Annotated in this window: 18 protein-coding genes; 6 read left to right on the plus strand and 12 right to left on the minus strand. The window is 69.2% G+C overall.

Annotation, left to right across the window (positions count from 1 at the left end; all coding sequences use genetic code 11):
* Positions 1 to 58: 58 nt before the first annotated feature.
* Both HWX55_RS11145 and HWX55_RS11150 read right to left on the minus strand, forming a co-directional pair.
* Entirely contained in the window at positions 59 to 460 is a 402-nt protein-coding gene (locus tag HWX55_RS11145; protein WP_244140539.1) for a hypothetical protein, read from the minus strand.
* Between the two features lie 42 nt (positions 461 to 502).
* Positions 503 to 1981, minus strand: a complete 1479-nt coding sequence (locus HWX55_RS11150; RefSeq protein WP_175975622.1) for a PLP-dependent aminotransferase family protein — start codon at positions 1979 to 1981, stop codon at positions 503 to 505.
* A gap of 195 nt (positions 1982 to 2176) precedes the next feature.
* Between HWX55_RS11150 and HWX55_RS11155 the strand changes: the two genes are divergently transcribed.
* Positions 2177 to 3379, plus strand: coding sequence for a GNAT family N-acetyltransferase (locus HWX55_RS11155; RefSeq protein ID WP_175975623.1), 1203 nt, complete (start codon positions 2177 to 2179; stop codon positions 3377 to 3379).
* A 24-nt stretch (positions 3380 to 3403) separates the two neighbouring features.
* Here HWX55_RS11155 and HWX55_RS11160 read toward each other — a convergent pair whose 3' ends face one another.
* The gene (locus tag HWX55_RS11160) at positions 3404 to 3874 is read right to left on the minus strand and encodes a DUF3331 domain-containing protein (protein ID WP_175975740.1); all 471 of its coding nucleotides are present in this window, start codon (positions 3872 to 3874) and stop codon (positions 3404 to 3406) included.
* A gap of 363 nt (positions 3875 to 4237) precedes the next feature.
* On the opposite strand from HWX55_RS11160, the gene HWX55_RS11165 reads away from it, so the two are divergent.
* From HWX55_RS11165 to HWX55_RS11180, 4 genes are all read left to right on the plus strand, one after another.
* Positions 4238 to 4978 (plus strand): GNAT family N-acetyltransferase, encoded by a 741-nt coding sequence (locus HWX55_RS11165; RefSeq protein ID WP_175975624.1) that lies wholly within the window; start codon positions 4238 to 4240, stop codon positions 4976 to 4978.
* A 348-nt stretch (positions 4979 to 5326) separates the two neighbouring features.
* Positions 5327 to 6391 (plus strand): 2,3-butanediol dehydrogenase, encoded by a 1065-nt coding sequence (locus HWX55_RS11170; protein ID WP_124653151.1) that lies wholly within the window; start codon positions 5327 to 5329, stop codon positions 6389 to 6391.
* Positions 6392 to 6734: 343 nt separating this feature from the next.
* On the plus strand, positions 6735 to 7391 hold the full coding sequence (locus HWX55_RS11175) for a VC0807 family protein (RefSeq protein WP_124554925.1): 657 nt from the start codon (positions 6735 to 6737) through the stop codon (positions 7389 to 7391).
* 85 nt (positions 7392 to 7476) lie between these two features.
* On the plus strand, positions 7477 to 8343 hold the full coding sequence (locus tag HWX55_RS11180; RefSeq protein ID WP_175975625.1) for a CPBP family intramembrane glutamic endopeptidase: 867 nt from the start codon (positions 7477 to 7479) through the stop codon (positions 8341 to 8343).
* A 42-nt stretch (positions 8344 to 8385) separates the two neighbouring features.
* On the opposite strand, the gene HWX55_RS11185 is transcribed toward HWX55_RS11180, so the two are convergent.
* The 5 genes from HWX55_RS11185 to HWX55_RS11205 form a co-directional block, all read right to left on the minus strand.
* Positions 8386 to 9366: an aldo/keto reductase gene (locus tag HWX55_RS11185; protein WP_175975626.1), complete on the minus strand. Its 981-nt coding sequence runs from the start codon at positions 9364 to 9366 to the stop codon at positions 8386 to 8388.
* A gap of 160 nt (positions 9367 to 9526) precedes the next feature.
* Positions 9527 to 10198 carry a MarC family protein gene (locus tag HWX55_RS11190; RefSeq protein WP_027780810.1) on the minus strand — a complete coding sequence of 224 codons (672 nt, stop codon included), beginning with the start codon at positions 10196 to 10198 and terminating at the stop codon, positions 9527 to 9529.
* Between the two features lie 137 nt (positions 10199 to 10335).
* Positions 10336 to 11136, minus strand: coding sequence for an enoyl-CoA hydratase-related protein (locus tag HWX55_RS11195; RefSeq protein WP_175975627.1), 801 nt, complete (start codon positions 11134 to 11136; stop codon positions 10336 to 10338).
* 38 nt (positions 11137 to 11174) lie between these two features.
* Positions 11175 to 12497, minus strand: coding sequence for a phenylacetate--CoA ligase PaaK (paaK, locus tag HWX55_RS11200; protein WP_175975628.1), 1323 nt, complete (start codon positions 12495 to 12497; stop codon positions 11175 to 11177).
* A gap of 55 nt (positions 12498 to 12552) precedes the next feature.
* A complete protein-coding gene (locus HWX55_RS11205) occupies positions 12553 to 14109 on the minus strand; it encodes a 3-hydroxyacyl-CoA dehydrogenase (protein WP_175975629.1) in 1557 nt (518 codons plus the stop codon).
* Positions 14110 to 14651: 542 nt separating this feature from the next.
* On the opposite strand from HWX55_RS11205, the gene HWX55_RS11210 reads away from it, so the two are divergent.
* On the plus strand, positions 14652 to 15740 hold the full coding sequence (locus HWX55_RS11210; RefSeq protein WP_069617941.1) for an ionic transporter y4hA: 1089 nt from the start codon (positions 14652 to 14654) through the stop codon (positions 15738 to 15740).
* 134 nt (positions 15741 to 15874) lie between these two features.
* Here the strand turns inward: HWX55_RS11210 and HWX55_RS11215 are convergent, their stop codons facing one another.
* From HWX55_RS11215 to HWX55_RS11230, 4 genes are read right to left on the minus strand one after another with little or no spacing between them, the layout of a single operon-like run.
* Entirely contained in the window at positions 15875 to 16732 is an 858-nt protein-coding gene (locus HWX55_RS11215) for an amidohydrolase family protein (protein WP_175975630.1), read from the minus strand.
* Positions 16729 to 17751, minus strand: coding sequence for a hydroxyacid dehydrogenase (locus HWX55_RS11220; RefSeq protein WP_175975631.1), 1023 nt, complete (start codon positions 17749 to 17751; stop codon positions 16729 to 16731). The genes HWX55_RS11215 and HWX55_RS11220 overlap by 4 nt, the downstream gene beginning before the upstream one ends.
* Entirely contained in the window at positions 17748 to 18830 is a 1083-nt protein-coding gene (locus tag HWX55_RS11225; RefSeq protein WP_175975632.1) for a LacI family DNA-binding transcriptional regulator, read from the minus strand. Before HWX55_RS11225 ends, HWX55_RS11220 begins: the two co-directional genes overlap by 4 nt.
* 8 nt (positions 18831 to 18838) lie before the next feature.
* Positions 18839 to 20725, minus strand: a complete 1887-nt coding sequence (locus HWX55_RS11230) for a TRAP transporter large permease subunit (RefSeq protein WP_175975633.1) — start codon at positions 20723 to 20725, stop codon at positions 18839 to 18841.
* Between the last annotated feature and the right edge of the window lies 1 nt (position 20726).

The following is a 20726-nucleotide window of genomic DNA, read 5'->3' on the forward strand; positions in this document are numbered from 1 at the left end:
TTTTAAAATATTGAATGTTTTGCCGACGGCGCAGCCTTTCGGTGTTTTAAAGCACCGGTTACTTGACGCACCAGTAACGCGCCGCGAATTCCTTGTTGATTGTCACCGAGACCGTCCCGTAAGCGCCGCGCGGCGGTTTGCCGTCGGTGCAGGCGGCGCTGTCCGATACCTCGTACGTGATATTGCCGCGCTTGAACGACCAGTCGGTGCTCACGCACGGATCCGTTCCGCCCGTGGTTTCCGTGCCGCCGCGCACGTCGACGTCCGGCTTCCCGTCGACCGGATGCGGCTTGTTCCATGCGCGGTAGCGCAATGCGCGATCCGCCGCGTGGTCGATCACGATGTGATGCTTGTCGGTATCGCAGATGAAGCCGTCGTGCGTCGGTTGCGCGTGAGCGGCGACGGTCGCCCACGACGTGCAGGCAATGACAGCGAACAGCAGGGATGGGCGGAGCGTCATCACGATCGGGCAGCAAGCAGTTGAAATCGCGAAACCATACCATCACGCGCCACCCGCGCCCACCCGCTCCGCGATCGCCGACACCATCCGCAACATCGGCTCGAACGCGTCGGCCGACGTATTGCCGAAACCGAGCACGAGTCCGTTGCCGGCCCGCGCCGCATCGATCGCGAAACCCGACAGCGGAAACGGCCCGATGCCATGCGCGCGCGCCGCTTCGACGATCGCGCGATCGCGATAACGCGCCGGCAGCCGCAGCGCGAGGTGCAGCCCGCACGGACCGCCCTCGACCTGGTGCGGCACGCTCAGGCTGCTGTCGAGCGCGGCGAGCAGCAAACGCCGCCGGTCGCGATACAGCCGGCGCATCCGCCCGAGATGCCGGCCGTACTCGCCCGTCTCGATGAAATCGGCCAGCGCGAGCTGCACGTGGCGCGTCCCGCCGCGAAGCATCTCCGGCAGCGCCGGCCGCACGGCGGCCAGCAACGCGTCGGGCAGCACGAGAAACCCGATCCGCAGCGCCGGAAACATCGTCTTGCTGAACGAGCCGAGATAGACGACTGGCGAATCGGGCGCGAGCCCCTGCATCGCGCCGATCGGCTCGCCGGTGTGACGGAATTCGCTGTCGTAGTCGTCCTCGATGATCCACGCGCGATGGCGGCGCGCCGCATCGATCAGCGCGAGCCGGCGCGAGATCGACAGCACGGCGCCGGTCGGGAACTGGTTCGACGGCGTCGTGTAGACGAGGCGCGGCGGTCGCTCGCCCCAATCGTCCGGTTCCACGCGCAGCCCTTCCGCGTCGACCGGCATCGGCACGACGTCGAGGTCCGCCGCCTGCATCGCGGTGCGCGCGCCGCGATAGCCGGGCTCCTCGACCCACACCGTATCGCCCGGATTCGTCAGCAACTGCGCGCACAGCGCGATCGCGCCCTGCGCGCCCTCGGTGATCACGATCTGCTCCGGGTCGCAGCGCACGCCGCGCGTGACGGCCAGATGGCGCGCGATCGATTCGCGCAACGCGGGCTCGCCGAGCGGATCGCCGTACGCCAGCAGGTCGCGGCCGGCGCGGCGCAACGCACGGTCGATCGCATGCCGCCACGCGTCCACCGGGAAATGCGACAGCGCGGGCACGCCCGGCCGGAAACCCTCCGATTCGCCGGTGCCGACGAGGCTCGGGCGAATCCGGCCGAGCCGCTGCGCGACGACCGGCGGCGCCGCACGCCGGCGCGGCGGCGCCGGCCGCGACAGCCCGACGACCCGCGTGCCGCGACGGTCCGACTGCAGGAAGCCTTCGGCGACGAGCTGCTCGTACACGGCGGCCGTCGTATTGCGGGACACGCCGAGCGTTTCGGCCAGCGCGCGCGTGCCGGGCAGCCGCGTGCCGGCCGGCATCGCGCCGCCGAGAATCGCGTCGCGCACGCGGCGCAGCAACTGGCGCTGCAGCGAAGGCGCGCCGGGCGCGCGCGCCAGCGGCGCATCGAGCGGCAGCAACGGCGCGTCGGCGGAAGGAAAGGGAGTCGTCATCGGAACATTGCAGCGTGAAAGGCGGGAACGGGACGGATGGCCAGTGGCGCACTGGTAAGCGCTCATAAGCCTGACGGCCACCGCTCGTGGCACCATAAATTTTCCATACTCTGGCGCTTCTCATGGTACCTCGCCGGGACTACGATCGTCTGCATGCCGGCATGTCGCCGGCCGCCAACCGAAGCGAGATCGACCTTGCCCACGCTCACCAACGCTTTCCAGCAGCCCATCGGCCACCCCGTTCCCGACTGGTCCGCGCGTCCGCGCCCCGAGCGCATCGCGCTCGAAGGCCGTTACTGCCGGCTCGAACCGCTCGACGCCGAGCGCCACGCGGCCGACCTGTACGCCGCCTACGCGCAAGCGCCCGACGGCAGCGACTGGACCTATCTCGCGCACGGCCCGTACGCCGACGCGTCCAGCTACCGCGACTACGCGCGCGGCGCGCAGGCGAGCACCGATCCGCTCCACTACACGGTGATCGATCGCGCCACGGGCCGCGCGGTCGGCACGCTCGCGCTGATGCGCATCGATCCGGCCAACGGCGTGATCGAGGTCGGCTCCGTCACGTTCTCGCCGCTGCTCAAGCGCACGCCGGTGTCGACGGAAGCGCAGTTCCTGCTGATGAAGTATGCGTTCGACACGCTCGGCTACCGGCGCTACGAATGGAAGTGCGACGACCTGAACGCGCCGTCGCGCAAGGCGGCCGCGCGCCTCGGCTTCCGCTACGAAGGCACGTTCCGGCAGGCGATCGTCTACCGCGGCCGCAATCGCGACACCGCGTGGTTCTCGATCATCGACGGCGAATGGCCGGACGTCCGCGCCGCGTTCGACGCGTGGCTCGCCCCGGAGAACTTCGACGCCGAAGGCAACCAGCGCCAGTCGCTCACCGCGATCCGCCACGCGCAAGCCGCCGCGCGCGATGCGGCCAGCCGCGCAAACGACGCCACGCGCGTCACGGTGCGCCCGCTCGTCGCCGCCGACGAAGCCGCGTGGCGTCCGCTGTGGCAGGGTTACCAGACGTTCTATGACACCGCGCTGAGCGACGCGGTGTTCGCGACGACCTGGGCGCGCCTGATGGACCCGGCCGAGCCGATGTTCGTGCTCGGCGCGTTCGACGCGTCCGGTGCGATGGTCGGGATCGTGCATGCGATCTACCACCGCTCGTGCTGGACCGAAGGGCCGTACTGCTACCTGCAGGACCTGTACACGGCGCCCGACGCACGCGGGCAAGGCGCGGGCGGCGCGCTGATCGAGGCCGTGTACGAACGGGCCCGCGAAGCCGGCGCGAGCCGCGTGTACTGGCTCACGCACGAAACCAACACGACCGCACGTGCGCTGTACGACAGGCTCGCGAACAACGCCGGGTTCATCCAGTACCGGCACGATCTGAAGAAGTAACGTCGTCGCCCGGACGGCCGATGTTCAGCCATGAATATCGGCCGGATGGCGTGCGCCGTCCTCCGGCGCGCCATCGCACACCGAACCGTCCATACCCGACACCGCTGCCGGGTGGATCATCTCGTCGCCATTGGCCGGCACGGGCCGCCGCACCGGCCGGAACACCGGCTCGCCCGGCTCGATCGTCTGCCCCGAGAGCGCGCAGCGACCGGGCTGCAACGCGACGCGCAGGCGCCAACGCTGCTCGCCGTAATGACAGCGGCCGCTCTCGACCCATCGCACCAGCAGTGCGTCGTCGCCAGCCTCCAGCACCGTGACGAACAGTTGCGGGCGCAACGGCGACACCGCAGCCGTCGCATGCGCCGGAATCGGCGCGAGCGGATGCGCGACCACGCCGTCGAGCGACGGCGGCACATCGTCTTCGTCGAGCGTGGACGCGAGCACATCGCACGACCGGTCTTCTTCGCAGATCAGGCTTTCCATGATGTCGAGCATGCTTGACGGATTTCCGTGCAGGTGGACCGACGCAGGCGCAGCACTCAGCGCCGGCCCATCGGTTCGCGCCGCAGGAACAGACCGATCGCCGCGCCGGCAGCCGCGCGACGGCGGCATGGCGGCATCGGCCGCGACAGGCGCTGCGGTCAGCTTCACCGCCATCGAAGCGGCAGCGTGCAACGGGATGCCTCACGCGAACGCAATCGGATTGCCGCACATGATACAAATTGAAGTTAACTTCAAGTAAAGGGGTAGCGTGCGCAACGATCCGTTTCGACGATGACGACAATGGCCGGCGCGACACCCGACGGCGTCCTGATTTAAGCTGTTGGCTTCGCCCCCGACAACGCTGCGCATCTACGCATGCCGACCGCCTCCCCCGCACCGGCCACGCTGTTCCCGCTCGACGAGGCGTGGTCCGCCTTCCCGCGCCGCAAGGCGGCCGTACGCGCGTTCATCGCCGGATACTGCGCCGCGCGCGACCGGCGCGATGCGCCGCTGCACGACGGCCCGGACGGCCATGTCGTGCAGTTCGACGACGCGATGGGCCGGCCGTCCGAGCATTTCATGATCGAAGGTGCGCCCGTCGCCGGCGCCGGCCCGTTTGCCGTCGGCGCGTGGATCACGCGCTACGGCGCGGCCCCGCTGCCGCCCGCGCTGCACGGCAGGACGCGCCGGCTGACCGACGAGCACTTCATGGCCGCCGATATCGACGGGCTGTCCGGCGACGATGCGCTCGCACAAGCACTCGCCTGCGACACGCCGGACGCCATCGCCGCGTTCAACGCCAGCGGCGTCTTCCCGCCGTTCCAGCCGAATCCGGCCGCGTTCCTGTTCGCGCACCGCGTCGACGGGCAGATCGCGGCCACCGCGCGCTATGGCTTCGCATCGCCGCGCGATATCGTCGTCGACCGCGTCGGGACGGCGGACGCATACCGGCGTCGCGGCCTGGCGACGCAACTGCTCGCCGCGATCGTCGCGCACGCGCGGCACCGCGGTGCGCAGCGCGTATGGCTCATCTCGACCGAAGCCGGCCAGCCGCTGTACCGCGCCGCGGGATTCAAGGCGCTCGCGAGGGTTGCCGTCGACGAAGTGCTCGCCTGAACGCGGATCGAACCGCGCCCCCCGTCACCGTTCGTCTCGCGATTCGTCTCATTGCGCTGAGACGAACGTCCCGGCGTCTCACTCGACTCGCCGCTTCGCTATCGCAGCAAATTCGACCCGCCATTTCTTCCGAACCTTTACCGGACGGCGAAAAGCGACATGGTGCAGTGCGCGTACCGCGTATCTTCCTAACGCCACGCACAGCCCCGATTCACGCTGGCCCCGTTCCTGCATACCGGTCGATCGCGCAATCGCGCGACGGGCGCACCGGCAGCGTTGCCGCACGCCCGACGACAACCTGACGGAGACAGCAACGTGAGTACACCGGCATCGATCACCCCGCCCAGCATGAAAGCCGCCGTCTGGCACGGCCGCCACGACATCCGCGTCGAACAGGTTCCCGTTCCGGAGCGCCCGCCCGCAGGCTGGGTCACGATCCGCGTGCACTGGTGCGGCATCTGCGGCTCCGACCTGCACGAATACGTCGCCGGGCCGGTGTTCATCCCGGTCGACGCGCCGCATCCGCTGACCGGCCTGAAAGGCCAGTGCATCCTCGGCCACGAGTTCAGCGGCGAGATCGCCGAACTCGGCGCGGGCGTGTCGGGCTTCGCGGTCGGCGACCGCGTGACGGCGGACGCGTGCCAGCATTGCGGCACCTGCTGGTATTGTCGGCACGGGCTGTACAACATCTGCGAGAACCTCGCGTTCACCGGGCTGATGAACAACGGCGCGTTCGCCGAATACGTGAACGTGCCGGCCGAACTGCTGTACAAGCTGCCCGACAATTTCCCGACCGAGGCCGGCGCGCTGATCGAACCGCTCGCGGTCGGGCTGCATGCGGTGAAGAAAGCCGGCAACATCGTCGGGCAGACCGTCGTCGTGGTCGGCGCGGGCACGATCGGCCTGTGCACGATCATGTGCGCGAAGGCCGCGGGCGCGGGGCGCGTGATCGCGCTGGAGATGTCGGCCGCGCGCAAGCAGAAGGCGCTGGAGGTCGGCGCGAGCGTCGTGATCGATCCGAAGACGTCCGACGCGATCGCGGAAGTCAGGGCGCTGACGGGCGGCTACGGCGCCGACGTGTCGTTCGAGTGCATCGGCCACACGGCCACCGCGAAGCTCGCGATCGACGTGATCCGCAAGGCCGGCAAGTCGGTGATGGTCGGCATCTTCGAGGAGCCGGCGCCGTTCAACTTCTTCGACATCGTGTCGACCGAGAAGGAAGTGATCGGCTCGCTCGCGTACAACGGCGAATTCGCGGACGTGATCCGCTTCATCGCGGACGGCCGCATCGACGTGCAGCCGCTGATCACCGGACGCATCGCGCTCGGCGACATCGTCACGCGCGGCTTCGAGGAACTGGTCAACCACAAGGACCGCAACGTGAAGATCATCGTCCAGCCGGCCGTCTCCTGACGGCACGGCACGCGCGGCCGCGGCGTCGATTCACGCCGCGCCGCGCAGGCTCGCGTACCGCCAACGCATCCCGATCGACGACGTGCCGCGACACGACACCACGCGACGGCGCGATCGTGCAGAACGCCCCGCCCGGCTGCCGCGTGCGCCGATCAATCCGCCGGCCGCTGCACGCTAGTCCGGCGGCTCGCCGTCGCGACAGGCGACACCGCAACCGCGCACGATTCTTCGATATACTGGGCCGAACCCTTTTCGGGGCAACAAGGGCAACGGCGGCATTGCGCCGATGGCGAGACTTCCTGCGTCGAGAAACAACCTCTTGACGCTTCACAACTAGCGCACCGTGAAACCGCGAGCCGGACTGATTCTCGAACTCTTCGTCAACCTCGTGCTGCCCTGGGTGGCCTATCGGGTCGCGCATCCGTATTTCGGCGAAACCGGCGCGCTGTACGCGTCGGCGGTTCCGCCGATCGTCTGGTCGATCGTCGAATTCATCCGCTCGCGCCGCGTCGACGCGGTGGCGGCCATCGTGCTGCTCGGCATCACGCTGTCGATCGTCGGGATGGCGTTCGGCGGCAGCCCGCGCACGCTGTTGATGCGCGAATCGATCGGGTCGGGCACGATCGGCATCGTGTTCCTGCTGTCACTGTTCCGCGAACGCCCGCTGATCTACTATCTGGCCCGCGCCACCGTGGCCCGCGAGATGGACGGCGGCGCCGCGCACTTCGAAGCCGTCTGGGACGCGCAGCCGGGCCTGCGGCAGATGCTGCGGCTGATGACGTTCGTGTGGGGCGCCATCATGACGATCGAGATGCTGCTGCGCTGGTGGATGGTCGTCAGCTGGCCGGTCGAGCGCGTGCTCGTCGTGTCGCCGGTCATGGGCTATACGGTGTTTGCCTGCCTGCTGCTGTGGACGTTCTGGTACCGACGGCGGATGCGCGTGCGCAACAGCGTCGACATCCCCGGCCGCAGCGGCGTCACCGAGACGGCCGGCCGCTGACACGCGGCAGGCCCGTTGCCCGGCGGCATGTCACGGCGCCTGCTGTATGATGCGCGGCGTCTCGTCCGCCGATCCGTTTCCCGTCATGTCCCTTTCGCTCCTTCCGTGTGCCACGATCTGGATCGCCCTGTTCGCGGCCGCCGCATTCGCATGGCATCGCCCGCTGCACGGCCTGAGCATCGGCCTCGCCGCGCTCGGCTATGCGGGCGCGCTGGCGTTCGGCCAGCTTGCGCCGATCACGCTGGCGCCGTTCGCGCTGCTGATCGCGGCCGGCTGGGGCGTGCTGCCCGGACGCCTGCTCGCGGTGCGCATCGCCGCGCACGTCGTCTTTGCCGCGCTCGCGATCGCGCTGAGCCTGCACCTGATTCCCGGCTTCCATAATCCGCGCGTGATCGGGCCGATCCGCTTCACGCCGGACGCCGTGCCGTTCACGATGTACCTGAATTTCGACAAGCCGCTCATCGGCCTGTGGCTGCTGTGGATGCTGCCGTGGGTCGCCCCCGACGTCGCGCTGTCGCGCGCGCTGCGCACCGGCGTCGTGGCGGCCGTCGCGACGGCTGCCGCGTGCCTGGTCGGCGCGCTGGCGTTCGGGATGGTCGGCTGGGCGCCCAAATGGCCGCCGTCCGGCTGGCTGTGGCTCGCGAACAACCTGTTGCTGGTGACGCTCGCCGAGGAAGCGCTGTTCCGCGGCTACGTGCAAGGCGGGCTGACCCGCGTGCTCCGCGCCTGGTCATGGGGCCCGTGGGTCGCGCTCGCGGCCGGCGCGGTGCTGTTCGGCGCCGCGCATGCGGCCGGCGGCTGGCCATGGATCGTGCTCGGCACGGTGGCCGGCGTCGGCTACGGGCTCGCGTGGCGGCGCGGCGGCCTGCTCGCCGCCGCGCTCGCGCATGCGGGGCTGAACGTCGTCCACTTCGGCCTGTTCACCTACCCGATGCTCGCCGCCGCGCGGTGATCGCGGCGGCGGCGCCGACGCCTGTGTCGCCCGCGCCGCCGCTCAGTTGAACCCGGCCACCGCGTGCGGCACGTACGGGCGTTCAAGCGTGGCGATCTCGTCGTCGGTCAGCTTCAGCGCGAGCGCGCCGAGCGCATCGTCCAGTTGCCGCGGCTTCGAAATGCCGACGATCGGCGCGGTCACGCCGCGCTTTTGCGCGACCCATGCGAGCGCGACCTGCGCCCGCGGCACGTTGCGGGCGGCGGCGATCGCCGCGACGGCCTCGACGACCGCCTTGTCGGCGTCGGCCGTCGCGTCGTACAGCCGCTGGCCGACGTCGTCCTTCTGCTGCCGTTCCGACGACTCGTCCCAGTTGCGCGTCAGGCGCCCGCGTGCGAGCGGGCTCCACGGGATCACCGCGATGCGTTCGTCCTCGCACAGCGGCAGCATTTCGCGCTCCTCTTCGCGATACAGCAGGTTCAGGTGGTTCTGCATGCTGACGAAGCGGGTCCAGCCGTTCTGCTTCGACGTGTGCAGCGCCTTCGCGAACTGCCATGCGAACATCGACGACGCGCCGATATAGCGCGCCTTGCCGGCCTTCACGACGTCGTGCAGCGCCTCGAGCGTCTCCTCGATCGGCGTGCCGTAGTCCCAGCGGTGGATCTGGTAGAGATCGACGTAGTCGGTGCCGAGCCGCTTCAGGCTCTGGTCGATGTCGGTCATGATCGCCTTGCGCGACAGGCCGGCGCCGTTCGGTCCCGGCCGCATCCGGTAGAACACCTTGGTCGCGATTACGACCTCGTCGCGCTTCGCGAAATCGCGCAGCGCGCGGCCGACGATCTCCTCGGACGTGCCGTCCGAATACATGTTCGCGGTGTCGAAGAAGTTGATGCCGGCCTCGACCGCGCGCTGGATGATCGGGCGGCTTTCCGCTTCCGGCAGCGTCCACGGGTGCGTGCCGCGCAACGGCTCGCCGAATGTCATGCAGCCCAGCACCAGCTTCGACACATCCAGCCCGGTCGACCCGAATTTCACGTATTCCATTGCACGCCTCGCCACTCAAGTTGGGGGTTGCGGCCGGATGCGCGCCGCGCATCCGCCAGACGTTGCATGGTATCCCGCATGCCGCGAACGCGTATGACCGCGCGCCGCGTGCAGGCTGCGTGAAAGGACGAACCTCGAAGGACGAACCGGGAGGCCCCGGTTACTTGGCCTGGTCGGCGATCGGCTGCAGGAACGCGGAGAAGCCGGTCAGCATGATCTGCACGCCGATACACAGCAGCAGGAACGCCGACACGCGCTTCGCGACCTTGGTCCCTTCGCTGCCGAGGTAGCGCGCGAGCAGCGCGGAGCGGCTGTAGACCTGCCAGATCACGAGCGCGACGAGCACGGACACGGCGATCGACACGATGCTCGACAGCATGAATTCCGACAGCTTGTGCGTGCGGTTCGCGTTCAGCGCGATCGCGGTCGCGATCGAGCCGGGCCCGACCGTCAGCGGCACCGTCAACGGGAAGAACGCGCGCGTCATGATCGCGTTCGCGTCGATCGGCTTGACCGGCGTGTCGCCGCCACCCGGACCGTCCGGTTCGTTCAGCATCTGCCAGCCGGCGACGGCAACCGCGAAGCCGCCGCCAATCCGCAGCGCTTCCATCGAGATCCCGAAGAAATGCAGCACCGGCGTGCCGGCGAAGAACGCGACCATCAGCACGACGAACGCATTGAACGCGACCTTTCGCGCGAGCAGATCGCGTTCGTGCGCGGTAAGCGCCTCGGTCCGTTCGAGAAACAGGAACGCGATGCCGATCGGATTGATGATGCCGATCAGGCCGGTAAAGCCGAACAGGATCTCGGAGACAAGGCGATTGACGATCATCGTGCGAAGCATCGGTCGGGACGGGGCCGGCAGCGCGCCGGGGGTCACGCATTGTAGTGCAAGCGCTCGCGCCCGAGATGCAAAATGCGGCCGGCCCGGTTCCGCCGTCGATCGTCGTGAAAGTTCGTCGCGCGGCCTTATTCGGCGCCCGTCTCCCACGCCGGCGGCCGCTTCGCGAAGAAAGCCGCGAAGCCTTCCTTCTCTTCCGGCGTCGCCCGCACGCGGGAGATCGTCTGCGCGGTGAACGCCGCGCGTTCGTCCGACGGCGGATACTCGCCGATCGCATCGAAAAAGCGCTTGATCTCCATCAGCGCGTGCGGGCCGTTGCGGCCGAGTTCCGCGAGCGTCCGCTCGAGCGCGTCGTCGAGCGCATCGAGCGGCACGGCCTGATGGATCAGGCCGATCGCGACGGCCTCGGCGGCCGCGAGCTGCGTCGCGGTCAACGCAAGCCGGCGCGCCTGGCGCTGGCCGACCGCCTCGACCAGATACGGGCCGATCACGGCCGGCAGGATCCCGAAGCGCGCCTCGCTGACCGAAAAGCGCGCGTGGTCGCTCGCAATCACGATATCGCACGCCGCGCACAGGCCCACGCCGCCGCCGAACGCGTGGCCCTGCACGCGAGCGACCGTCGGTTTCGGGCACTGCCGGATCGCGCGCATCATCGCGGCGAACCGCTCGGCGTCGCGCAGGTTCGCGGCGGCGTCGTTCGCGCTCGCGCGCTGCATCCACTGCAGGTCGGCGCCCGCGCAAAAGGCGCGGCCATCCGAGCGCAGCACGATCGCGCGTACGTCGTCGCGCCGGCCGAGCGTCGTGAACGCGTCGGTCAGCTCCGCGATCATCGTCTCGTCGAACGCGTTCAGCACGTCGCCGCGCTGCAGCGCGACGGTCGCGATGCCGCGCGCATCGACCGCGACGGCCAGGGTCTTCAATTCATCCATCGAACAGGTTTCCTCGGGTAGAACGGCACACATCGACATCAGGCGGCCTGACGGCGATCGATCACGCGCCGCGCCTTGCCGGTCGCGGTCGCGGGGATACCGCCGGCCGCCAGCACCGTCACGCCGGACGACACGCCGACCATCGTCTTGATCCGGTGTTGCAGTTCGCGCGCGAGCGCCGCGCGATCGCCATCGGTGACCGACGCCGCCGCCTCGGAGCGCAACTCGACCGCGAGGTCGAGCCGGTCCATGTGACCGTCGCGCGACAGCGTAATCTGGAACTGGCCTGACAACTGCGGCAGCGCGACGACGATCTCCTCGATCTGGCTCGGGAACACGTTCACGCCGCGCACGATCAGCATGTCGTCGGAGCGGCCCGTGATCTTTGCGAGCCGGCGCATCGCGCGCGCGGTCGGCGGCAGCAGCGCGGTGAGGTCGCGCGTGCGGTAGCGGATCACCGGCATCGCCTCCTTCGTCAGCGACGTGAACACGAGCTCGCCTTCACTGCCGTCGGGCAGCACCTCGCCGGTGACGGGATCGACGATCTCCGGGTAGAAATGATCTTCCCAGATCACCGGGCCGTCCTTCGTCTCCACGCATTCGCACGCGACGCCCGGGCCCATCACTTCCGACAACCCGTAGATGTCGAGCGCGTCGATGCCCACGCGCGTCTCGACTTCATTGCGCAGCGCTTGCGTCCACGGCTCGGCGCCGAAGATGCCGATCTTCAGCGACGATTCGGCCGGGTCCATCCCCTGCCGCACCATCTCGTCGATCAGGTTCAGCATGTACGACGGCGTGACGAGGATGATCTTCGGCTCGAAATCGCGAATCAGCTGCACCTGCTTCTCGGTCTGCCCGCCGGACATCGGCACGACCATGCAGCCGAGCCGCTCCGCACCGTAGTGAATCCCGAGGCCGCCGGTGAACAGGCCGTAGCCGAACGCGTTGTGCAGCGTATCGCCCGGGCGGCCACCGGCCGCGCGGATCGAGCGCGCGGTCACGTTCGCCCACGTGTCGATGTCGCGCGCCGTGTAGCCGACCACGGTCGGCTTGCCCGTCGTGCCGCTCGATGCATGCACGCGCACGACCTGCTCGCGCGGCACCGCGAAGAGGCCGAACGGATAGTTGTCGCGCAGGTCGCTCTTGGTCGAGAACGGGAATTTCGCGAGATCGGCGAGCGACTTCAGGTCGTCCGGATGCACACCCGCCGCATCGAACGTGCGCCGATAGTGCGGGACGTTGTCGTACGCGTGGCGCAGCGACCATTTGAGGCGGTCGAGCTGCAGCGCCTGCAGTTCGTCGCGGCTGGCGGTCTCGATCGGCTCGAGAGCGGCGGCGGGATGCGTCGGGTGAGTCATCGGGGTACTCCTCCAATGGAGTGATGTCGTTGTCGTGTTCGAGGTGACGAAGCGGTCATGACCGGAACGTGCGGCCGGCCGCATACAGCGCGGCAAGACGCGGCGACACGCGATAACGATCCTCGCCGTAGCTCGCCGCGAGGTTGGACAGCACGCGATGCACGCGGCCGATGCCGATCGCATCGGCCCATGCGAGCGGGCCGCACGGGTAGTTCACGCCCTTCTCCATCGCGAGATCGAGATCGGCCGGCGAGCACACGCCCTGGTTCACCGTGTCGGCCGCCTCGTTCGCGAGCATCGCGACGGTGCGCATCGCGACCATCCCCGGCACGTCCGCGATGCCGACGACGCGAAAGCCCGCGTGCTGGAACAGGCCGACCGCGTCCGCATACGCGGCGTCGCTGCACTGGAGCGCGCGCGTCAGCGCGACGAGCCCGGCCTGCGCGTAATCGCGCGCCAGGTCGACGAGCACGAGATCCGCCACGCCCGTCTGGGCGGCGCGCGCGGTCGCCGTACGGCCGTCGGTCAGCGCGATCGACGCGCGGCCGGCCACGGCGAGCAGCTCGTCGGCATGCGCGTCGTGGCGCCGCGCGGTCGCGATGCGTTCGACGAAGCGCGCATGCAGCGCGGCGGCCGGGCCGTCCTGCGCGAACAGCGCGACGTCGGCCGGCGCGTCGCGTGCAGGTTCGAGGTCGGGCGCGGGCGGCGTCGCGCCGTCCGCATACGAGTAGAACCCGCGCCCGGACTTGCGCCCGAGAAAGCCCGCGTTCACGAGCTCCTGCTGGATCAGCGACGGCGTGTAGCGCGGATCGTTGAAGTACGCGCGGAACACCGACTCGGTCACCGCGAAATTCACGTCGTGACCGATCAGGTCCATCAGCTCGAACGGCCCCATCCGGAAGCCGCCCGCTTCGCGCATCACCGCGTCGATCGTGGCCGGCGCGCCGCCCTGTTCGTTCAGCACGCGCAGCGCCTCCGCGTAATACGGCCGCGCGACGCGGTTCACGATGAAGCCCGGCGTCGATTTCGCCATCACCGGTTGCTTGCCCCACGCGGCGGCGGTCGCATGCAGCATCCGCCCGACCTCGGGCGCGGTCGCGAGCCCGCTGACCACCTCGACGAGCGCCATCAGCGGCGCCGGGTTGAAGAAATGCAGACCGGCGACGCGCTGCGGCACACGCAGCCCGGCCGCGATCGACGTGATCGAGATCGACGACGTGTTGGTCGCCAGCACGCAGGCGTCGTCGACATGACGCTCGAGCGTCGCGAAGATTTCGCGCTTCACGTCGAGCCGCTCGGCCGCAGCCTCGACGATCAGCGCGGCGCCCGCGAAATCGGCCAGCGCGCGCACCGCGCGAATCCGGTTAGCGGCCGCGTCGGCCTGTGCCGGTTCGAGCCGCCCCTTCTCCGCGAGCCGCGCGAACTGCGCGCGGATGCCGGCCAGCGCCTTGTCGCAGGCCGCTTCGTTCAGGTCGTACAGCAGCACCGGATGGCCGGCCGCCGCCGCAACCTGCGCAATGCCCGCCCCCATCGCGCCGGCGCCGATCACGCCGACGACGGCCGACGGCGCCAGTGCGCCCGAGTTCACCGAATGTGCAGAGGAAACAGCCATCGCTTGCGATCCGTCATGAAGTGGAAGTGCGAGCGATTATAAACCGACCGGTCGGTAGATTTATGTCAGGGCGAGCCCGAATGTGTCGTGCAAGACACCGTTACGGAAGCTGCAACGACAAAAAATCGATGGGCCAGGGCACTTTTTGTAAACCGAAAGGTCAATGTAATGATTCGAATATGAGATAGTGACGCCGGATCGCCTGATAAAATTCGACAAATCGCCGGATTCCAGGGGGAAACGCGTGTCGCGCCATCACCGCCGTCCGTCGTTCTCTTTCGGGGTCGAATCCAGGCTCCGGCCCGCGCATTGCCACGTGTTGCTCGTCTCGCTGTCAGCGGGCAACCGCATCGAATCGTTTCATCCCGCGACGGGTTTCGGCCCGCCCGCGCCGTCGCCGCCTCGCGGCAGCGAACCCAGGGCGGCACCGCTGCGTGCCGCCCCCCATCGGTTTCATCGTCCTCGTTCGGCGGATAGTACGGCCGGGCTTCGTCAACCCGTGACGGCGCGTCGCGCGCCGCCACTCGCATAAGGAATCCCTCATGCCGCTCTCGTCCAACCAGCTTCCGCGCTGGACCCTCTGGGCCCCGCTTGCCGCGTGGCTGGTACTCGCGCTGTCGCGCGTCGTGCCGGCCGAAGGCCTCGCCATCGCGGTGTTCGCCGCCGCGCTCGCCGGCGCCGTGTTCGCCGCCGTCCATCATGCGGAAGTCGTCGCGCACCGCGTCGGCGAACCGTTCGGCACGCTGGTGCTCGCGGTCGCCGTGACCGTCATCGAGGTCGCGCTGATCGTGTCGGTGATGCTCGGCGCCGGCCCGGAAAAATCGGGCCTCGCCCGCGACACCGTGTACGCCGCCGTGATGATCATCTGTAACGGCATCGTCGGCATCTGCCTGCTGGTCGGCGCATGGAAGCACGGCGAACAGGACTTCCAGGGGCGCGGCGCGAGCAAGGCGCTCGCGGTGCTCGCGTCGCTGTCGGTGCTGTCGCTCGTGATGCCGAACTACCTGAGCGCCGCACCCGGCCCGTTCTTCTCGAAATCGCAGCTCGCGTTCGCCGGCGTCGCGTCGCTCGTGCTGTACGGCGCGTTCGTGTTCGTGCAGACCGTGCGCCACCGCGACTACTTCCTCGCCGCGCACGACAGCGCGGACGAAGCGGTGCACGCGGCCGCGCCGAGCAACCGCACCGCGATCATCAGCATGGTGCTGCTGTTCGCGAGCCTCGTCGCGGTCGTGCTGCTCGCGAAGCTGCTGTCGCCGGCCGTCGAGCATGCGGTGCTGAAGCTCGGCGCGCCCGAAGCCGCGGTCGGTATCGTGATCGCCGCGCTCGTGCTGCTGCCGGAAGGGCTCGCGGCCGTCACCGCCGCGCGTGCGAACCGCCTGCAGACCAGCATGAACCTCGCGCTCGGTTCGGCGCTCGCGAGCATCGGGCTCACGATCCCGACCGTCGCCGCCGTATTCATCTGGGTCGGCCAGCCGCTCACGCTCGGGATCGGCGCGATGGAAACGGTCCTGCTGGCGCTCACGCTGCTGGTCAGCACGCTCACGCTGAGCCAGGGACGCACGACGGTGCTGCACGGCGTCGTGCACGTCGCGCTGTTCGCCGCTTATCTGTTCCTGTCGTTCACGCACTGACGTCCCGATGCACGCGGCCCGGCGAATCCTCTTCGCCGGGCCGCGTGCATGTCTTCCCGTCCCTTCCGCCCTCCTTCGCTTCACGCCGCCGTCACCGGGTCGCAATCGCACAATGCGTCCGGATCGACAGCGCGTTACGTCGCGTCATCGCGCCGCGTATCGGCGTGGAATCCGTAGAGCGCAGCCGCGTTGTCGACCAGGATTGCGCGAGCCGTAGCATCGTCGGCCGCGCAATCGCGCAGCCAGCCGAGCAGGCGCGCATCGTCGGGCACCGGCGATGCGTTCGGGTGCGGCCAGTTGCTGCCCCACACGCAGCGCGCCGAATGGCCGCGCGCGAGCACGGCGGCAAGACGCGCGACGTCGTCGTAGCCCGGCGCGCCGGATCGCGACGTCTCGTACGGCGCGGACAGCTTCACCCATGCGTGGCCGCGATCGAGCAGGCGGCGCAGTGCGAGGAAGGACGGCGCATCCGGTGCGACGGGCGTCAGGAATTTGCCCGTGTGATCGATCACCACGCGCGCCGGCAGCCGCGATAGCGCCTGTTCGATATCGCACAGCGTGCGACCGTCGAACTGCAGGTCGATATGCCAGCCGAGCGGCGCGATCCGTGCGGCCATCCGCTCCAGATCGCCCCATTGCGCGGTGCCGCCCGCCAGCATCATGAACCGCACGCCGCGCATGCCGGCGGCATGCAGACGTTCCAGCTCGGCGTCCGGCACGTCGACCGGCAACGTCGCGACGCCACGCGAGCGCGAACCGAACGCGGCCAATGCATCCAGCGTGCAGCGGTTGTCGAAGCCATAGCCGGTCGGCTGCACGACGACCACACGCGTGAGGCCGAGCGCCCGCTGCATGCGCCGATATGCATCCACCGGCGCATGGGGCGGCCGAAACGTCGCCGTCGGCGCGAGCGGATACGCATCGTCGTAGATATGGATATGGCAATCGCACGCATCCGGGAACCGCATGCCGTCTGCCCCGTCGCGCGTCATCGCAGCCCCTGCCCGACGGATGCGCTCGACCTGCGCCAGCGCGCGAGCCGCGTCGCCTGCGCGGCGTTGACCGCGCCGTTCGGCACACGTCCGTCGAGCAGTGCGGCAAGCTGGTCGACCGTCTCCAGCGCCTGGTGTTCGATCGACGGCAGCGTCAATCCGCCGATATGCGGGGTCGCGATGACGCGCGGATGCGCGGCAAGCGCGGGGGGCGGCATCTGGTCCGCCGCGCGGCCGACGTCGAGCGCGCAGCCGGCGAGCCGGCCGCCGTCGAGCGCATCTGCGAGCGCCTGCTCGTCGACGAGTTCGCCGCGCGACGCATTGATGAAATACGCGCCCGGCTTCATCGCGGCGAATGCCGCCGCATCGATCAGGTTCGCGGTGGCCGGCGTGGCCGGCGCAAGGCAGACGACATAATCCGCGTCGCGCAGCAACGTTGCGAAATCGACCTGTTCAAGCGGCGGCGAGTCGATCCGCACGTAAGGATCGCTGACGAGCACACGCATCCCGAGCGCCGTCGCGATCGGTGCGAGATGACGCGCGATCTGCCCGTAGCCGATCAGGCCAAGCGTGCTGCCGCGCAGTTCGCGCCCCATCCTCGGCACCGGCGGTGCACCACGATGATAGGCATCCGCGTAACCGCCGATTCCGCGCGCGAGGTCGATCATCGCGCCGACGACCCACTCGGCGACGGCCGGCCCGAAGCCGGGGCTCGCCTGCGTGATCAGCACGCCGAACGCGCTCGCCGCGGCGACGTCGATCGTGCGGATGTCGACCGCGCAACGCACGAACGCGGCGAGTGCGGGCAGCCCCGCGAACAGTTCGCGAGGCGCGGGGGTCTGCCGGTACGCGATGATCGCGTCGCATTCCTGCGCGGCGGCAATCAGTTCGTCCGTGCCGAGTTCGCGATCGTGCGGATTGCAGGTGACGTCCGCGAGCGCGCCCAGTGCGCGCAACGCCCTGGCGCCGAAGTAGTGGTCGATCATCCCGGTCGGATGCGTGACGTAGACGCGCGTCATGCGTGACCTCCGTTCGTGCCGGTCACATCTGGCGGCGGCGCGACCGATGCGCGCTCGACGAGCGTCACGTCCGCGAACACGCATTGCCCCGGTGCGGACGGCGCGTCGCCCTCCTGCCGCATCACGCGCCGCACCATCTCGCCGGCCATTTCGGTGACCGGCAGTTGCACCGTGGTCAGCGCCGGCCACGAGATCGCCGACAGGAAATGACCGTCCATCCCGATGACGGACACGTCGTCCGGCACCCGCAGCCCGCCGTCGCGCAGTCCGGCCATCAGCCCGAGCGCGAACAGGTCGTTGACCGCGACGATACCGGTCGGCCGCGCCGGATCGGCCGCGAACTCGGCGCCGAGCGCACGCCCGACGTCGACGATCACCGAGTCGCCGTATTCGTTCGCGGGGCCGCCATCGAGCACGCGGGCCTGCATGGCGCCGCCCGCCTCGCTTGCCACGGCGAAAAACCCGCGGATCTTGTCGCTGCGGCTCACGGTGATGCCGGCCACGGTCGCGAACGCGAGCCGCGTATGACCCGCGTCGACGAGGCGGCGCGTCGCGAGCCGCGCGGCCGCCTCGTTGTCGGCCGTCACGTGATCGACCTTCGATTGCTCGCCGGGCGTCGCGCGACGGTCGTAGCTGACGACCGTCATCCCGCGTTCGGCCGCGCGCTCGAGGTGGCTTTCGTCGGCGAGCGACGAGATCACGATCACGCGCCGCACGCCATGCGCGTAGAGATCGTCGAAGAACGACGCCTCCTTGCGCGCATCGCGGTACGTGTTGCCGATCAGCACGCGATGACCATACCGTTCCTGCGCGCAGGCCTCGACTTCGCGTGCGATGTAGCCGTACATCGGGTTCGCCATCGACGGCACCAGCAGCCCGACGAGCGGCGTCTGCCCCGTCTTGAGCTGGCGCGCGAGCGTGCTCGGCCGGTACTGCAGCGCATCCATCGCCGCCTTCACGCGTTCGAGCGTTGCCGGCTTCATCTGGTCGGTGCGTCCGTTGAGCACGTTCGAAACCGTGCTGACCGAAACGGCCGCATGACGGGCCACGTCCTGAATCGTACTCATGTCGTCTTGCATGGAACGGGCTACAGGCCGAAATGGGCCGGCAGCCACAACGAAAACGCCGGTGCGAAGATCAGCGCCACGAGGGCGGCGAACAGCACCAGCAGGTATTTCACCATCGGCCGGGCCACGCGGCCGACCTCGGTGCCCGTGATCGCGCACGTCGTAAATAGCCCGAGCCCGACCGGCGGCGCGAACAGCCCGAAGCCCATCGCCACCACCACGACCGTGCCGAAATGCAGCGGATGGATGCCGAGCTGCAGCGCGATCGGCGCGAGCAGCGGCCCGAAGATGATCAGCGCGGGCGCGCCTTCGAGCACGGCGCCGAACACGATCATCAGCAGCGCCGACAGCAGCAGGAACATCGTCGCGCCGTACTGATGGGCAAACGCCGTCATTGTGCCCGAGACGAGGGCCGGAATCTGCTCGATCGACAGCGCGAACGACACGCTCGACGCCGCGGCGACGATGAACAGGATGCCGCTCGCCATCGACGCGGCGCGCACGAATACGCGGCCGACCGAGCGCCACGTCAGTTCGCGGAACGCGAGCCAGCCCACGACGAGCGCATAGACCACCGCGAACGCGGACACTTCGGTCGACGTCGCGATCCCCGACGTCACGCCCTTGCCGATCATCGCAACCATGATCAGCGCGACGAGCGCGCCGCCCGCGAGCGGCAGCCACGCGCGACGCTCGCCGAATACCTGGGCCACGTCGATCTTGCGTCCGGTGATCACCGTCACGACCGCGAGCGACGCGGCGAGCACGGCCGCCGGCACGATCCCCGCGACGAACAGCCCGGCGATCGAGATGTTCGCGACGAAGCCCATGATGATCATGTTCACGCACGGCGGAATCGTCTCGGCCATCACCGCGCTGCATGCGAGCAGCGCGGCGGTTTCGTTCGGGTCCTGCCGCGCGCGGCGCACGGCCGGCATCACGACGCCGCCTACCGCCGCGATATCGGCCAGTTTCGAGCCCGACACGCCGGAAAAGCAGGCCGTCGCGAAGATCACGATCAGGCCGAGCCCGCCCCGCACGCGTCCGAACATCCGCAGCAGCAATTCGACGAGCCGCGCCGACATCCCGTTGGACTCCATCAGCAGCCCCGCCAGCACGAAGAACGGCACCGCGAGCAGCACGAAGTGATCGGCCCCCGCCATCACCTGTTGCGAGTAGACGAGCAGCGGCAGCGTCGGATCCGCGAGGAAATACAGCAGCGCCGAAAACGCCAGCACGAAGCCGATCGGCACGCCGAGCACCAGCCCGCCGACGAAGCCCGCGACGAGCAGCGTGCCGGGCGCGACCGCATGCGCGGGCCACAGCGCGTTCCAGCCGTAGATGGCGGCCGCGAGCGCCGCACAGCACGCGAACGTGCCGATCACCCGGCGGCGCGGCGCGTTCAGCGCATTGGCGAGCGCGAATACCGTCATGAACAGCGCGCCGAACATCATCGGATACCCGTTGATCCAGCCCGGCAAGCCGCCCGTCGTCATCTGGTCGTACGAATCCGCGAGCAACTGGCACGACGACACCAGCAGGTTCAGCGCAACGGCCGCCACGATCCAGTGACCGACCTGGATCAACGCGCCCTGCCAGCGTGCCGGCAGCAGGCCGCGAAACACGTCGATGCCGACATGCTGGCTGCGCCCGAGCACCGTCGCCGCGCCGAAGAACACCAGCACGATCATCAGCGCGCTCGCCACTTCCTCGGCCCAGTCGACCGGGTCGTGCAGGAAATAGCGGAACACGACCGACACGAACACGACGAGCACGTCGACGGCGAGCACCGCGGCCGACAGGATCTCGATCCAGCGCAGCACCGCATCCAGCACGCGGGCGGCGCGATGCGCCGGGCGGCCTGCGGCGGGCGCCGGCGCGGCGCCCGAGACGGAATGCATGTCCATC

This window comes from Burkholderia sp. BCC1047 (genome assembly GCF_902833155.1).
Classification (GTDB): Bacteria; Pseudomonadota; Gammaproteobacteria; order Burkholderiales; family Burkholderiaceae; genus Burkholderia; species Burkholderia sola.